This is a genomic window from Psychrobacillus mangrovi (genome assembly GCF_037104765.1).
In the GTDB taxonomy this organism is placed as follows: domain Bacteria; phylum Bacillota; class Bacilli; order Bacillales_A; family Planococcaceae; genus Psychrobacillus; species Psychrobacillus mangrovi.
Map to the genome: position 1 here is coordinate 108220 of NZ_JBAWSY010000010.1, position 14914 is coordinate 123133.

The window sequence follows — 14914 nt, forward strand, 5'->3', positions numbered from 1 at the left end:
AAAAGGGGTGAGCAAAATGGCAAGTCAAGAGGCAAAATTAAAAAAGGTATTAGGTCTAGGAGATGTAATGAGTATAGGGGTAGGGCAAATTATTGGAGCAGGTGTTATGGCTCTAACTGGTATTGCAATTGGAATGACCGGCAGTGGAGTTGTTTTAGCTTTTATTGTTTCATCTATTTTTACACTGTTTATGGTTCTCCCTACAGCAGTAATGGGATCTGCACTACCTACAACGGGGGGGAATTATAAGTACGCTAGTCGATTGTTGTCTCCTAAAATTGGATTTTTTTGGCTATCATTATTTATACTTGGTCAATTAACAATTGCTATGTATGCTATATCATTCGCAGACTATGTACAGGGACTTGTTCCAAATGCACCACTTAAACTAGTTGCATTTACATTATTGACAATATTTTTTATTGCTAATTTAGTAGGTGTGAAATTTGCTGCATTAATAGAGAAATTAATGGTTATTATCTTGCTTCTTGCATTAATCGTATTTGTAGCATGGGGAATGCCTGAAGTTAATTACGCTGTTCTTAATTCAAAGGATATGTTTCCCTCCGGATTTGTTGGATTTTTTATGGCCGTTGGGTTGCTTTCATTTGCAACAGGAGGAGCATCAGTGGTCGCAGAACTTGGTGGAGAAATGAAAAATCCAGGAAGAGATATACCACTTACTATAATAGTGACGACAATAGCAGTCGGAGTTTTATATGCTTTTATGGCGTTAATTGCAGTAGGCGTATTACCGATAGCAGATGTTGCAAATCAGCCATTAACGGATGTTGCCAAAGCTATTTTACCTGAATCACTTTTCGTTTTCTTTATTGTTGGTGGAGCAATGTTTGCACTTGCTACTACGTTAAATGCAACTCTGTCTTGGGTTACAAAAGGAATTATGATTGCTTGTGAAGACGGATGGCTTCCAAAATCATTAGGTAAAGTGAATGATAGATTTGGGACGCCACATTGGTTACTGACGATAATTTATGTTATTGGTGTAATTCCAATCATTACTGGATTGCCATTAACAGTTATTTCTGCATTAGGAACGGGAGTTTTCTTGATAGCTGGAGTTATTCCTATTATCGCTGCAACACAATTACCCAAAAAATATCCTGAACAATATAACAAAGCACCTTTTAAATTATCTCCTAGAACTTTAAATATTACTGTTTGTATTGCTGTATTTTTGTTGCTTTTCCAAGGTTTTTTACTCATGTCCTCCTTATCTTCTAAAATTATTATTGGAACAATTGCTTACATGGTTGTTGCAATCGTTTATGTGATCATTGTCGGTAAAAAGTATGGTTTGAATAAAAAGTTAAGCTTTAACGTTGATTCAGATAATGCTAACACTGTAAAGAGAGAAGAAACTGCTGCTACTGTTGAAGAAAAACTATAAAAAATTTTAAATGGAGGTTTTACATTGACAAACGATAGTTTATATCTAAAATCAAATGCTAGAAGAATATTAGAATTAGGAAAGCTTGCACCTGACACATTTAAAGCATTTATTGCATTCGATCAAGTGGCATTGGCTGACGGACTTATTCCGAAGAAAACGAAGGAATTAATTGCTGTAGCAATTGCACATGTAACAGGCTGCCCATATTGCATTGAGGCTCATGTATCAGCTGCCAAAAAGTTAGAAGCCTCTAAAGAAGAAATTTTAGAAGCTGTTATGGTTGCTACTGCCCTAAAAGCTGGTTCAGCACTTGCACATGGTCTAAATGGTCTGAATGCTTTTACAGAAACAAAAGATGATGAAATGTATAAAAAATCTAATATGTTGAGATTTAAAGAATTAAGTGAATTAGATCCAGATTCATTTAAAGCATTCAATAAATTCGATATGGAAGCAATGAAACCTGGATTAATTGGTAGAAAAGATAAGGAATTAATAGCTATTGCAGTTGCGCATGTAACTGGTTGCGCTTATTGCATTGAAATACACACTAAAAAAGCTAAACAATTAGATGTTTCATTAGAAGAAATTACAGAAGCGATTTTCGTAGCTACAGCCTTAAAAGCAGGTTCCGCACTTGCACATAGTGTAAATGCTTTAAATGCATTTGAAGGCTAACTTAGGTGAATTTGAGTGTTAATTAGCTTTACTTATTCAGTTGTTTTTGTTATATTCTGATAAACGAATATCCACAAGCTATGAAGAGAAAAGTAAAATGATGTTGTTTTTTAAAAAGAGAGCTTTGTTCGCTGAAAAAAAGCAAAAAACACTTATTTGAAAAATGGTCTCTGAGCTTCGTACTGAACGTATAATACGGCGGATGCAACAGATGGAAAACTCTTGTTGTAAATACTCCGAGGTGTAATTATCACTAGTAAGCTACGACAAGAATCGGCACTTGTTATAAAGGCCGGAGTATTAGTTTTTGATACTCGCTAAGGTAAGCAACGGGAGTTGTTTATAAATTTAGGTGGTACCACGAGTTTAACCTCGTCCTTTTTAGGACGGGGTTTTTTGTTTTTTATTTTTTCATAAAAAGGGGATGTCATAATGAGTATTTTCATTGGAGGAGCTTGGCCGTATGCAAATGGATCCTTACATTTAGGTCATATCGCTGCATTATTACCAGGCGATATATTAGCTCGGTATTATCGGTTAAAAGGAGAACAGGTTCTTTACGTATCAGGGAGTGATTGCAACGGAACACCTATTTCCATTAGAGCAAATCAGGAAGGGGTGACGACAAAAGAAATCGCAGATCGCTATCATAAAGAGTTTGAAGAAAGTTTTGCAAAATTAGGTTTTTCTTATGATTTATACACTCGGACAGATGGAGAATTCCACCATCAGATTGTACAAAAAATATTTTTAAAATTGGTAGAGAACGGTTATGTCTATAAGAAAGAGATTGATCAAATGTATTGTGAGTATGATCAGCAGTTTCTTCCGGATCGATATGTGGAGGGAATATGCCCGAATTGTTTTCATCCTTCAAGAGGAGATCAGTGTGATAATTGTTCAACGATATTAGATCCTTTAGATATTATTAATCCAAAGTGTAAAATATGTGGAAATGAACCAATCGTGAAGTCTACTGAGCATTTTTACTTTGCTCTGAGTAAATTTCAAAAGGAAATAGAGGCGTATGTGAAAAAGGCTAAAAACGAAAGCAATTGGAGAGACAATGCATTGAATTTATCGGAAAGATATCTTCAGGAAGGCCTTATTGATCGAGCGGCATCAAGAGATTTGCCGAATGGGGTTAGTATTCCAGTGGAAGGATACGAAGACAAGAAGGTTTACGTATGGATTGAAGCAGTATCGGGTTACTATTCTGCCTCCAAGGAATGGGCATTTCTTCACAAAAAAAATGACGAAGAATTTTGGAATGAACATACAAAATCCTATTACATCCACGGGAAAGATAATATTCCATTTCATACAATCATTTGGCCATCCATCTTATTAGGAATTAATAATAATGCTTTACCCACACATATCATCTCTAACGAATATTTGACATTGGAGAAAAAGAAGCTGTCTACAAGTAAAAACTGGGCAGTATGGGTTCCGTATATTTTAGAAAAATATGACCCTGATTCCATAAGATATTTTCTAACAACAAATGCACCAGAAAATAGAGATACGGATTTTTCATGGAGAGAATTTATCTATAGTCACAATTCAGAATTACTAGGAGCATATGGTAACTTTATTAATCGTACATTAAAGTTCATTGAAAAATCTTATGATGGATCTATTTCAGCGGGAATGATAAATAGAGAAATACAAATAAATGTGGAAAATTTGTATGTTATTGTTGGGGATCTAATTGAAGCAGGACATTTTAAACAAGCAATAGAAGTAATCTTTGAGTATATAAGGTCTGCGAATAAATATTTTGATACGGAGCAGCCGTGGAAGCAGTTTAATGAAGACAAAGATTCTTGTGATAACACATTATTCTCTTGTGTTTTCATCATTGCTAATTTAACACAAATATTAGCTCCATTCTTGCCTTTTTCTAGTTTAAAAGTGAAAGAAATGTTGAATCTTAAAGACTTTAAGTGGAAAGTAATTCAACAAGAAAGCTATACACTGAAATCTGTAAGACCAATCTTTGAACGTTTGGATATTAAGATAATTGATGAAGAATTAAACAATTTAAATAGTCAGGTTAGAGTTGAATAACTAAAGATCAAATAAATTAAGATATGAATCTGATCTTTAAGTGCCAATTATATGCATAGACTTGAACAGATACATCACCAACTATAGGCATTCGCGCTGGCCGCACGTCCGCATGAGCCGCTGTATGCGCTAGCGCATTTCGCTGTCTCATACGGCACGTCATGCGGCTGTTAAGGCGCGAATGCCAGTGTATTCTTTTCATAAGGAAAAGAGTAGATTCTAATATATGCACTGTTAATAAATAACTCTGAAAACAGGATTTAGGTTTACTTCTTTCACTCAACTTTTTTCTTATCATAGGTTGTTTCTAGGATGTGGGAGCGACTCATCCTGCGGAGGCTCATACGTAGCGTGCGGCAAATCCACCATTTTGTATAACAAAGTCAGTAGGTTGAAATCAATAGTAATAAATAACATAGCCATAAATAAAAAACCCCTAATCAATTAGAGGTTTGAAGTGAGGAATTACAAGCTCTTTCAAGAGCAGAAAACGTACTTTCTATACAATCGTGGGTTTCAGTTATGAGGGTATCTAAATATGTTATTTCATAAAGATTTTTATGAAAACATACAGATAAGAGTGGCGTTTGGTTAGGATCTTTTAGAGTCAAAGTTATGTTGCTATTGCTAAACTTTTGTAGAGTATCAAGCATTACTCGGGTGTGACACAGTGACATATAACTCATAGTCTCCTCTCTATAAAGGGGATATGACTAAGGAAAGTCTAGTAGTCCCACTATTTGCCATACACCTAACTTAACACAATATATGAATAAAGTATATAGTTAGAAAATTTTGAATAGTATAGTTATTTGGAGGAAACTAATTTTAAAACAACTAAATGTAAGTGGGAATAAGCAAAAAACTAGTTATCATTTCCTTCGATTTAGTTCTCTTTTTTGAATCAAATTTACTTTAGAAAGTTCAAATAATAAATAATAGGTTATATTAATAAAAACAAGAGAGTTATAGGAGGAAATTTGATGCATTATGTAATTATTGGTGGAGATGCAGCAGGTATGAGTGCTGCAATGGAAATTGTACGTCAAGATTCGACTGCTAAAATTACAACGCTCGAAAAAGGTCATATATATTCATATGGGCAATGTGGTTTGCCATATGTAGTAGGGAAGCACGTCACATCATCAACCGATGTGATTGCAAGAAGTGTAGAAATGTTTCGAAGCAAATACGGTATAGATGCGAAAACAGGATATGAAGTAACAAGTGTCGATCCACTAAGTAAAACGGTATCTGGAATTATCCTTCAGACGAGGGATACTTTTGCCCTGAAATATGACCGACTCCTTATTGCCACTGGCGCGAGTCCTGTAATACCTGACTGGGAAGGGAAAGACTTGGACGGTATTCATACAATCAAAACTATTCCAAATACGGAAGCAATAATTGCAGATTTAGAACATGTAAACCATGTGACCATTATAGGTGGGGGTTATATTGGCCTCGAGATGGCGGAGAATTTTGTAGGCATTGGGAAAAAGGTACGAATAATTCAACGTAGTAACCAATTAGCTAATATTTTTGATGAAGATATGTCAGGTATTATTCACCAAGAGGCAATAAAACAGCAGGTTGAAGTTATTTTGAATGAAGAAGTACAATCTTTTTCTGGAAACCATCGTGTAAACACTGTTATAACAGATAAAAGAAGCTATAATACAGACTTAGTTTTAATAGCAGCTGGTGTTAAACCGGCGACAGATTTTCTAAAAGATACAGGAATAAAAACAATACGAAATGGAGCAATAATCGTAAATGGTAACTTGGAAACAAGTATTCCGCACATTTATGCAGCTGGAGATTGTGCTACTCATTTTAATAGGGTTAAACAAAAGGATGATTATGTTCCGCTTGGTACCACAGCTAATAAACAAGGCAGGCTAGCTGGATTTAATATGATGGGACAAAAAAGAGAATTTAAAGGAATTGTTGGTACTTCCATTATGAAATTTTTTGAATTATCCCTTGGTAAAACAGGACTTTCTGAAAAAGAAGCTGAACAACTTGGTATCCCCTACGAAACCCATTTGCAACAAGTAAACGACATAGCTGGCTATTACCCTGGAAGGGAAGAAATGCAAATTAAATTGATTTATCGGAAAGATAATCAATTGATTCTTGGAGGCCAAATTGTTGGAGGTAATGGAGTAGATAAACGAATTGACGTGCTTGCAACAGCTCTTTTTCAACAAATGAGCATTTCTGATTTATTAGATTTAGATCTTGCATATTCTCCACCTTTTAACGGAGTCTGGGATCCATTGCAACAATTGGCGAAGCGAGTAAGGAAAAATTAAGACTTGACGATTTTTTCATTGTTGCATATACTAAACAAAATAATTTAACATAAGCGAAGAAAAGGACTTGATTCATTTATTTTTTCTTTTTTAGAGAACAGGGTCATTGGCTGAGAGCCCTGAAGGAAAAAGAATGATTTACCACCTTGGAGCTATTATGGGGAATCAAAACCATAGTCGGGAAACCGTTATCTTTTATGAGCGCAATACTATTTGTGTTGCAAAATTAGGGTGGAACCACGACCACACTCGTCCCTTTACCGGGATGGGTGTGGTCTTTTTTATTGTTGTGAGGTAAAAGGCGTTAAAGGAGAGACTCATCCTTGAAATAAACAGACAGAGTCTCTAAATTAAATAAGTTATAAGCGAAGAAAAGGACATGAACTATTCTTTCATTTCTTGCCAGAGAACAGGGTCATTGGCTGAGAGCCCTAAAGAAAAAAGAATGATTTACCACCTTGGAGCTATTATGGGGAAAGCAAAACCATAATCGGGAAACCGTTATCTTTTATGAGCGCAATACTTTTATGTGTTGCAAAATTAGGGTGGAACCACGACCACACTCGTCCCTTTACCGGGATGGGTGTGGTCTTTTTTATATTATTCAGTTGGACGTGTAAAACCAACTGAAACAATTGAAAAAAACGGATGCAAATACGCCGTGGCAAATTTGATAAAAAAATAGGAGGAGTTATTAATGTCAATTAAAGCAGAAGAAAGAATCAGTCACCAAAAGTTAGGTCAGCAATTAGAGTTATTTATGTCAAGTGATGAAGCACCGGGAATGCCATTTTATTTGCCAAATGGAATGGTGTTACGTAATGAACTCGAATATTTTTGGAGAGAAAAACATCGAAGAGCAGGATATCAAGAAATAAAAACACCGATAATGATGAAGCAAGAACTATGGGAGAAATCTGGTCACTGGGATCATTACCACGAAAATATGTACTTCTCTCAAGTAGATGATCAAAAATATGCAATTAAACCGATGAGTTGCCCAGGTGCAGTACTCATCTTTAATAGTAAAAGAAGAAGCTACCGCGAACTACCTATACGTTATGCAGAACTCGGTTTAGTTCATCGACATGAGTTATCGGGTTCTTTAAATGGACTTTTACGTGTTAGAGCCTTTACACAAGATGATGCGCATCTTTTCGTTCGTGAAGATCAGATAGAAAGTGAAATCGATAAAGTGCTTAATTTGGTTGATGAATTTTATTCAGCGTTTGGCTTTAGTTATAAAATAGAACTTTCCACTCGTCCAGAAAATTTTATGGGAGAAGTGGAAGCTTGGGAACAAGCAGAGCATGCTTTAGAGTCTGTTTTAAAGAATAAGCAACTAGAGTATCAAATTAACGAAGGGGATGGAGCTTTTTACGGACCTAAAATAGACTTTCATATACTCGATTCGTTAGGACGTAGCTGGCAATGTGGAACAGTTCAACTCGATTTTCAAATGCCAGAAAAATTTCATTGTCAGTATATTGATGAAAACAATGAATTACATCAACCTATAATGATTCACCGTGCAATTTATGGCTCTATTGAACGCTTTATAGCAATACTTATCGAACATTTCCAAGGAAGTTTCCCACTTTGGTTAGCACCTGTTCAAATAAAGATATTACCGATAGCAGATGCACATGTTCCCTATGCGGAAAAATTAAAAGAGCAGCTGGAACAAGAAGGCTACCGTATAGAAATAGATGACCGAGTAGAAAAAATAGGATTGAAAATTAGAGAAGCTGCAATGCAGAAATACCCTTATATGCTTATCGTTGGAGAGCAGGAAATGCTGAACAGCAAGATCTCTGTAAGAAAACATAAGGTAGGTACAATTGGTGAAATGGGTCTTAATGAATTTATTGATCACTTAAAGAAATGATATTAAAATTGAATCCCCCTCAGATAGAGGACATTCTCATTATGTTAACGAATGGAATAGGAGAGGGGATTTGATGTATGTATTATGCAATGACAAATACTTTGTTGAGGTGTAAAAATGGAAATAAAAATGTTATCGCCAGAAGATGCAATTGACTACTGGGAATTACGATTAGAAGCTTTACAATTGAGTCCTGAAGCGTTTGGTACTAGCTATGAGGAAGCAATACAGAGAACGAATCCAATTGAGCGAGTGGAAAAGAATCTTCAAACAGAAAGAAATTATACATTTGGAGCCTACTACCACGAGAAACTTGTAGGTATGGTGACATTAGTTCAGGAAGAGGGATTAAAGTTAAGACACCGTGCAAACATTTATGCAATGTACGTAAGTCCCCAAGTTCGAGGGAAAAGTGTTGGAAAAGCCTTACTAGTGGAAGCCATAAACAAGGCGAAAACAATCAAGGAAATTGAAAAAATTAACCTCTCAGTTGTTTCAACGAATGAAGCTGCAAAAAACTTGTACACACAATTAGGATTTACCGTATTTGGGGTAGAAGAAAAAGCGTTGAAAATGAATGATACATATTTTGACGAAGATCATATGGCACTCATTATAGAAAGGTAGGGACATTATGGAAGATGGAAAAAATAGTAATGAAAAGCCTAAAGCTTATCGTTCACCTATAGGTGTGATTTTTGACAAGTTTTCGCAATCAAAGGATGTATCATTGATTTATGGTGAACCAATTGAGCTTGAAAATAAGCGAGTACTACCTGTAGCTAAAGTAGACTATTATGTTGGTGGTGGCGGCGGATATTCTAATGCAGAAGAGAATAACTCAACTGCCCAAGGAGAAGGAGGGGGTGGCTATATTTCAGTTAAACCAGTTGGTGTTTTTGAGATTACATCTTCTAAAGTGAAATTCAAGCCAGTCATTCGATGGGATTTCTTTCTAACTCTTTTTTCTATAATCACATTTGGTCTTATCCTTCTTCGAAAAAAATCCGCTAGATAGCGGATTTCAGATAGTAGACAAAAGGCAACTGGCTACTTGGGCAAGTTCATTCTGTTGATTTTTTGTCAACATTTTCTATTAACACAAGATTATTATTCCTAAGTATATAGAAAATAATAAGGTAGCATTATATTGGTTTGGAGAAGCGTCCGCTCGACTCCAGCGGGAAAAGCGAGACAGACGAGACCCTGCAGGAGCGTAGCGACGAAGCGGCTCGGCGCTCGCCCGCGGAAAGCGAGCGGTAAGCTTTGGAAAACCTGATTTATCCTATAATTCGAGTTTGTCTACAGTCTCAATCCGCTAGATAGCGGATTTTCTTTGCTTCCATCTTCTTATCCAACTCCATACTAACAGGGCTGTTATGGCACCTGCTGTATCTAACATCATATCTTGAGAAGCTGCTGTACGTCCACTTGTAAAGGACTGGTGGAATTCATCTGCAAGAGCGAAAAGGAACGTCAAAATAGCTGCAAAAATTGTTCGGTATTTAAAATTAGGCAAAGCAGCATAAATGGCAAGTGCAATAAATCCAAAATAAAAGAAATGAGTGGCTTTTCGAATTAAAAATTCAACAAAGGCATAGTAGCCGCGCTCCTCAATAGAAACTAAAATGCCCCAATAGGGAATTTGCAAATAGGACAGAATGGATTCGAATGGTTTACTCGGGAGCCAAGTTTCAAGCGTAGATTCAAGTGATTGCTGTTCAGCTGTTTGGCCGGAAGAAATGAATACAATTATAAGTAAGATAAGTAAGGGAATAATTTTTTTCATAATAAAACCTTAACATAAAATTTGTTAATATTCATTTGGTAGACCAAAGCTAATATAGCAAGTATGCTAAATGAGTTGAAAACTTGGGAGGAACTTTATCATGTCTAAAACAACACCGTTTTTAATGTTTCAAGGAAAAGCAGAGGAAGCAATCAATTTCTATACTACAGTATTTGAGAATTCGGAAATAATACATCTTACTCGTTACGGTGCAGGTCAACCTGGTAAAGAAGGGACCGTGTCCGCGGCAAAGTTTTCGATTAATGGACAAGTGTTTATGTGTAACGATAGTGTGGTACAACATGGCTTCACATTTACACCATCAATTTCTCTATTTGTTGAATGTGATACGGAAGTGGAAATTGATGAGGCCTTTGCTAAACTTTCAGAGGACGGAGAAATATTGATGCCATTAGGAGATTACCAATTTAGCAAAAAGTTTGGGTGGATACAGGACAAGTTTGGAGTTTCATGGCAGCTGAATTTAGCCAAATAAGGTAATCGGATAATAAATAAGGATTATCGGATAAGAATCCATAAGAATCGGATAATAACATCACATAATCGGATAATAAAAACCCGACGAGTAGCTAGAAATTACTCATCGGGTTTTATTATCATTTAATTGGAATCCAAATCTCAGAATAATAGTCCGGACTTGATGGATTCTCATTGGAATAGACTTCTAACTCAGGTGTTCCTGCTTGCTCATAAGAGTTAGAAGGAAACCATTCGGAATAAATTTGTTTCCAAGTATTTTGCATTGCATCAGGCATTGGACCGTGAACCTCAAACACTACCCATTTCGAAGCTGGAATCTCCATAGCTTGTAGATTTTCTGGTACGTCACCTTCATGATTTGTTGCAATCCAATAATCGATTAAGCTGTTTTCTTTAAAGTTTTCATCCGCAACGCAAACCCCTAGTACTCCATCTACTTCACCATTGTTTAACTGGAACAGTAAATCATCTGTTCCGTCACCGTTCACTTCATCCCAAAATAAAGGGATGCCTTGTGTGTTTTCACCATTTTTACAATTGTACGTTCTTTTCACACCAACCACTTGGAAACTGTCTTTCTCTACAATTTTATACTTCATTGGATCTGCTCCTTTCAAGATTACCTGAATTACCAGGCGATTGTAAGATTGTAACTTTCCTTGCTTTTTGCGTGCTTCACTAGGCGTCACGCTGTGTTGCTTACGAAATGCTTTTGTGAAAGCTTCAGGAGTGTCGTAGCCATATTTGTAGGCGAGATCGATGATTTTATTATCTGTATTTATTAATTCCTGCGCAGCTAATGTTAGTCTTCTCCGTCTGATATAATCCGAGATAGACATATCAGTCAGTATAGAAAAGGTCCGCTGGAAATGAAATACGGAGGAGTTTGCTTCTCTTGCAATATTCTCCATAGTTAACTCTTCTAGTAAGTGTTCCTCCATATAATTTATTGCTTTTTGAATCGACTCTACCCAACCCATTGCTCTCACTCCTTGTAATCATCTTAAGCGATATCTATTAACTCATCCTGTCATTTTGTGCTCACTTTGGACTGTTTAATAAGCTTAAAGTATTTCTACTATTTCTTTTGGACGAACATCAAGTTTAGGTAGGTCCTCTATATTGACCCAAATAGGTTCGTAAGTTCCTCTTTGAACGGAAGTTTGAGTGTATTCTTCACCGGTTCCTGTCCCAAAAGTGCCCCCAACAATGTCAGCTAAATAATAATATTGTCTTCCATTTTGCTCTAATACTTTTAATGGACGTTGAAGTCGAACTTGTACACCTAATTCCTCGAATGTTTCTCTTATTGCAGCTTCTTCAGGCGTTTCACCGCTTTCAATGCCCCCGCCTGGAAATACATAATAAGTGACATGTGGTTTAGTCCTTTTAATTAATGCAACACGACCATTTTCAATAATGACAGTAGCTCCTCGATTTCTCATGTGAATACTCCTTGCATCTTTTTATTTAGTAGTAAAATTATAACAATAATTGATGAAATAGGTGATAATTACTTATGTAAATATATCTTTACATGTAAAAGATTATACTCTACTCTGTATGTAAAGATATCTTTACGTCTTTAGGAGGCAAGAGATGACAAAGGTAATTAATCATATCAAGGAAATCCGATTACAAAGAGGAATTACTCAGATTCAGATGGCAGAAGATTTGCAAATTACAAGACAAACCATAAATGCGATTGAGAACAATAAATACAATCCCAGTTTAGAGCTTGCGCTAAAGCTGATTAAATATTTTGATGTGCCAATTGAGAAATTGTTTTATCTAAGGGAGGATGAGAAATGAAGAAACGCTATGAAGTCATTATTTACGGAGTTGTAATGGGATGTATGTTCATCGGTGGGTTACTTGGTGTTTATATGATTGGACAAAAAGAAGGAGCATTTAGCTTTGATTTATTGATTCCTATTATAGTAGGAATTGTCGGTGGTTTCATCATTTTCCTACTTATTTCAAAATGGCGTAAGAAACGAAATGGTAATGTGCCTGAAGTGGATGAACGTACGCTTTTATTAATGAAAAAATACTTCTCTATTGCCCTATATGTGGTTCTATTCGGCAGTGGTGCTCTTCTACTAATTCTTTTCGCAATGGGTGTAGAGACAATTGAAACGGGAATGCTTATTGTTTATATGATGGTAGTATATTTTCTAATAGGAATTGGGGCATTTGTTACAAAACAAATATAGAAGGGATGAAATAAAATGATTAACGTGTTATTTGTATGTTTAGGGAATATTTGTCGTTCTCCAATGGCGGAAGCAGTGTTTAAACATTTAGTAGAAAAAGAGAACTTGAGTGGTAAGATTCAAGTTGATTCTGCTGCAACTAGTTCGTGGCATATTGGAGATTCCCCACATAAAGGGACGATCACCAAACTAAAGGAATATAACATTTCGACCGAAGGAATGGTCGGTCGACAATTAGATAAGACTGATTTTGAAAAATTTGACTATATTATCGGGATGGATGCGAGTAATGTGACAAATATCCGAGAGATGCTTGGCCAGCCGGATCATCCGAAAATTATACGATTTTTAGACTTAACAGATCATAAAAAAGATGTGCCAGACCCTTATTATACTGGAGACTTTCAAGAAACATATGACCTTGTAATAGAGGGGTGTCAGGCACTATTGGACAAAGTAAACATTGACCAAGATTTGCATAGATAAGTGAAAGTATGGGAGTTGACTATATGGAAACAGATATTTTTAAAGTCATAAGAACGCTAGAATTAGTTTCTAATGAAGCAATTATTAGATGGACAAAAGCCTTTGGCAAAAATATTGGACTTTCCCCAATTCTTGTTTTAGCAGAATTAAGAAAAAAAGGACCTCAAAAGTCAACGATATTGGCATCTACTTTGGGATATACGCCTGGTGCCATTACAAACACCTCTACAAAATTAGTGAAGGAAGGTTATGCAGAGAGGATATATAATGAAGCGGATCGAAGAAATGTATTACTTAGTATCACTCCTAAAGGAGAGGCGTTACTCCAAGAGGCAAGAGAAAAAGGGGAGGAATTACATATCGAGCTCTTCCAAGTATTAAGTGATGAAGAGCTTCACCAGTTGTTGACTTTATATGAAAAAATATTAAAAAACCTTGAACATGAGGAAAAATAAGAGGTTAACTATGCCTGTAATAAAATATAAAACTTACATTAAGGCCCCTATAACTATCTGCTTTGATTTAGCAAGAAATGTTGAGATTCACACTAAAACTACGGCGAAGACAAATGAGAAGGCGGTTGCCGGTGTCAAAAGTGGACTGCTCAATTTGGGGGATAGTATCACTTGGGAGGCAACTCATTTTGGCATTAAACAAAGATTGACCGCGAAAATAATTGAGATGAATATGCCATTTAGGTTTGTAGATGTAATGGTCAAAGGAGCATTTCATTCATTTACGCATACGCATGAGTTTGTCGAATGTGATACTGGAACAATGATGACGGACATATTTGAATATAAAGCTCCTTTAGGTGTTGTCGGATTATTTGCAGATAAATTGTTTTTAGAAAAATACATGAGAAGTTTTATATCGGCTAGAGCAGATGAGTTGAAAAAAATTGCAGAAACGAATCATGTTTAGGAGGAAAGGTGCTTGGACTACTTTTATTATGAAGGAATACCAGAAGCTTCAGTGCTAAATGGGATAATCGATTTACATGAACATGTTTTTGAAGGCTCGCAGCTTCGTGAAAAGAAGTTAGCAGAAAAAGAAAATTTGATAATCTTTGTTGCTTGTGATCGAGAACGGGTAGTTGGATTTAAAATTGGATATAAATATTCAAGCGATACCTTTTATAGCTGGTTAGGTGGTGTTCATACTGACTATCGGGGAAATGGAATTGCCTCCGAGTTAATGCGAAGACAGCATGAGTTTATTAAATCGTTGGGTTACATAAAAGTAAGAACAATTTCTCGAAATATAAAACGAGAAATGCTTATATTAAATATTAAGTTTGGTTTTAACGTAATAGAAACTTTTGTGAGTGAAAAAGGGAAACATAAGATTGTGTTGGAAAAGGGACTGTGAAGTTCAAGGGCTATTCTTTAAAGAATGCCCTTTTTCTATGTGTGCCAGGCATGGCAACTATCTAGGTGGTGAAAGTCCACTGTGGGGGTACACATCGACCAACCACTAAGGAAGCGCAAGGTACTTATCGTGAGGTAAGGGCTAGAGGAAGCGTGGAATAAAATCTTGGCTCGACGAACA

General features: G+C 36.1%; 17 protein-coding genes and 2 other annotated features. Of the genes, 14 read left to right on the forward strand and 3 right to left on the reverse strand.

What is annotated here, in order from left to right; all coding sequences use genetic code 11:
• Positions 1–16: 16 nt before the first annotated feature.
• The 7 genes from WAX74_RS13755 to WAX74_RS13785 all read left to right on the forward strand — a co-directional run bounded on the left by WAX74_RS13755 (position 17) and on the right by WAX74_RS13785 (position 9389).
• Positions 17–1411: an APC family permease gene (locus tag WAX74_RS13755; protein WP_336498237.1), complete on the forward strand. Its 1395-nt coding sequence runs from the start codon at positions 17–19 to the stop codon at positions 1409–1411.
• A gap of 24 nt (positions 1412–1435) precedes the next feature.
• Entirely contained in the window at positions 1436–2092 is a 657-nt protein-coding gene (locus WAX74_RS13760; protein WP_336498238.1) for a carboxymuconolactone decarboxylase family protein, read from the forward strand.
• Between the two features lie 432 nt (positions 2093–2524).
• Positions 2525–4165 (forward strand): methionine--tRNA ligase, encoded by a 1641-nt coding sequence (gene metG, locus WAX74_RS13765; protein WP_336498239.1) that lies wholly within the window; start codon positions 2525–2527, stop codon positions 4163–4165.
• Positions 4166–5148: 983 nt separating this feature from the next.
• Complete coding sequence (locus WAX74_RS13770; protein ID WP_336498240.1) at positions 5149–6483, forward strand: FAD-dependent oxidoreductase; 1335 nt, start codon at positions 5149–5151, stop codon at positions 6481–6483.
• A 47-nt stretch (positions 6484–6530) separates the two neighbouring features.
• Positions 6531–6743: a binding site (T-box leader), on the forward strand.
• Positions 6744–6842: 99 nt separating this feature from the next.
• Positions 6843–7057, forward strand: a binding site (T-box leader).
• Positions 7058–7180: 123 nt separating this feature from the next.
• The gene (gene thrS / locus WAX74_RS13775; RefSeq protein ID WP_336498241.1) at positions 7181–8371 is read left to right on the forward strand and encodes a threonine--tRNA ligase; all 1191 of its coding nucleotides are present in this window, start codon (positions 7181–7183) and stop codon (positions 8369–8371) included.
• A gap of 117 nt (positions 8372–8488) precedes the next feature.
• A complete protein-coding gene (locus WAX74_RS13780) occupies positions 8489–8998 on the forward strand; it encodes a GNAT family N-acetyltransferase (protein WP_336498242.1) in 510 nt (169 codons plus the stop codon).
• Between the two features lie 7 nt (positions 8999–9005).
• The gene (locus WAX74_RS13785; protein WP_336498243.1) at positions 9006–9389 is read left to right on the forward strand and encodes a GerW family sporulation protein; all 384 of its coding nucleotides are present in this window, start codon (positions 9006–9008) and stop codon (positions 9387–9389) included.
• A 300-nt stretch (positions 9390–9689) separates the two neighbouring features.
• Here WAX74_RS13785 and WAX74_RS13790 read toward each other — a convergent pair whose 3' ends face one another.
• Positions 9690–10160, reverse strand: a complete 471-nt coding sequence (locus WAX74_RS13790) for a VanZ family protein (RefSeq protein WP_336498244.1) — start codon at positions 10158–10160, stop codon at positions 9690–9692.
• A 100-nt stretch (positions 10161–10260) separates the two neighbouring features.
• Between WAX74_RS13790 and WAX74_RS13795 the strand changes: the two genes are divergently transcribed.
• Positions 10261–10656, forward strand: coding sequence for a VOC family protein (locus WAX74_RS13795; RefSeq protein ID WP_336498245.1), 396 nt, complete (start codon positions 10261–10263; stop codon positions 10654–10656).
• Between the two features lie 121 nt (positions 10657–10777).
• Here the strand turns inward: WAX74_RS13795 and WAX74_RS13800 are convergent, their stop codons facing one another.
• Together WAX74_RS13800 and WAX74_RS13805 are read right to left on the reverse strand one after the other, a co-directional pair.
• The gene (locus tag WAX74_RS13800) at positions 10778–11641 is read right to left on the reverse strand and encodes an AraC family transcriptional regulator (protein WP_336498246.1); all 864 of its coding nucleotides are present in this window, start codon (positions 11639–11641) and stop codon (positions 10778–10780) included.
• Positions 11642–11725: 84 nt separating this feature from the next.
• Positions 11726–12106, reverse strand: coding sequence for an NUDIX hydrolase (locus WAX74_RS13805; RefSeq protein WP_336498247.1), 381 nt, complete (start codon positions 12104–12106; stop codon positions 11726–11728).
• Between the two features lie 154 nt (positions 12107–12260).
• On the opposite strand from WAX74_RS13805, the gene WAX74_RS13810 reads away from it, so the two are divergent.
• The 6 genes from WAX74_RS13810 to WAX74_RS13835 are packed head-to-tail and all read left to right on the forward strand — an operon-like array spanning position 12261 to position 14734.
• A complete protein-coding gene (locus tag WAX74_RS13810) occupies positions 12261–12473 on the forward strand; it encodes a helix-turn-helix transcriptional regulator (RefSeq protein ID WP_336498248.1) in 213 nt (70 codons plus the stop codon).
• Positions 12470–12877, forward strand: a complete 408-nt coding sequence (locus WAX74_RS13815; RefSeq protein ID WP_336498249.1) for a hypothetical protein — start codon at positions 12470–12472, stop codon at positions 12875–12877. Before WAX74_RS13810 ends, WAX74_RS13815 begins: the two co-directional genes overlap by 4 nt.
• Before the next feature lie 15 nt (positions 12878–12892).
• Positions 12893–13363, forward strand: a complete 471-nt coding sequence (locus WAX74_RS13820; protein ID WP_336498250.1) for a low molecular weight protein-tyrosine-phosphatase — start codon at positions 12893–12895, stop codon at positions 13361–13363.
• 23 nt (positions 13364–13386) lie between these two features.
• Entirely contained in the window at positions 13387–13818 is a 432-nt protein-coding gene (locus WAX74_RS13825; protein ID WP_336498251.1) for a MarR family winged helix-turn-helix transcriptional regulator, read from the forward strand.
• A gap of 10 nt (positions 13819–13828) precedes the next feature.
• Positions 13829–14287, forward strand: a complete 459-nt coding sequence (locus tag WAX74_RS13830) for an SRPBCC family protein (RefSeq protein WP_336498252.1) — start codon at positions 13829–13831, stop codon at positions 14285–14287.
• A gap of 12 nt (positions 14288–14299) precedes the next feature.
• Positions 14300–14734, forward strand: a complete 435-nt coding sequence (locus WAX74_RS13835; protein ID WP_336498253.1) for a GNAT family N-acetyltransferase — start codon at positions 14300–14302, stop codon at positions 14732–14734.
• The last annotated feature ends 180 nt before the right edge of the window (positions 14735–14914 follow it).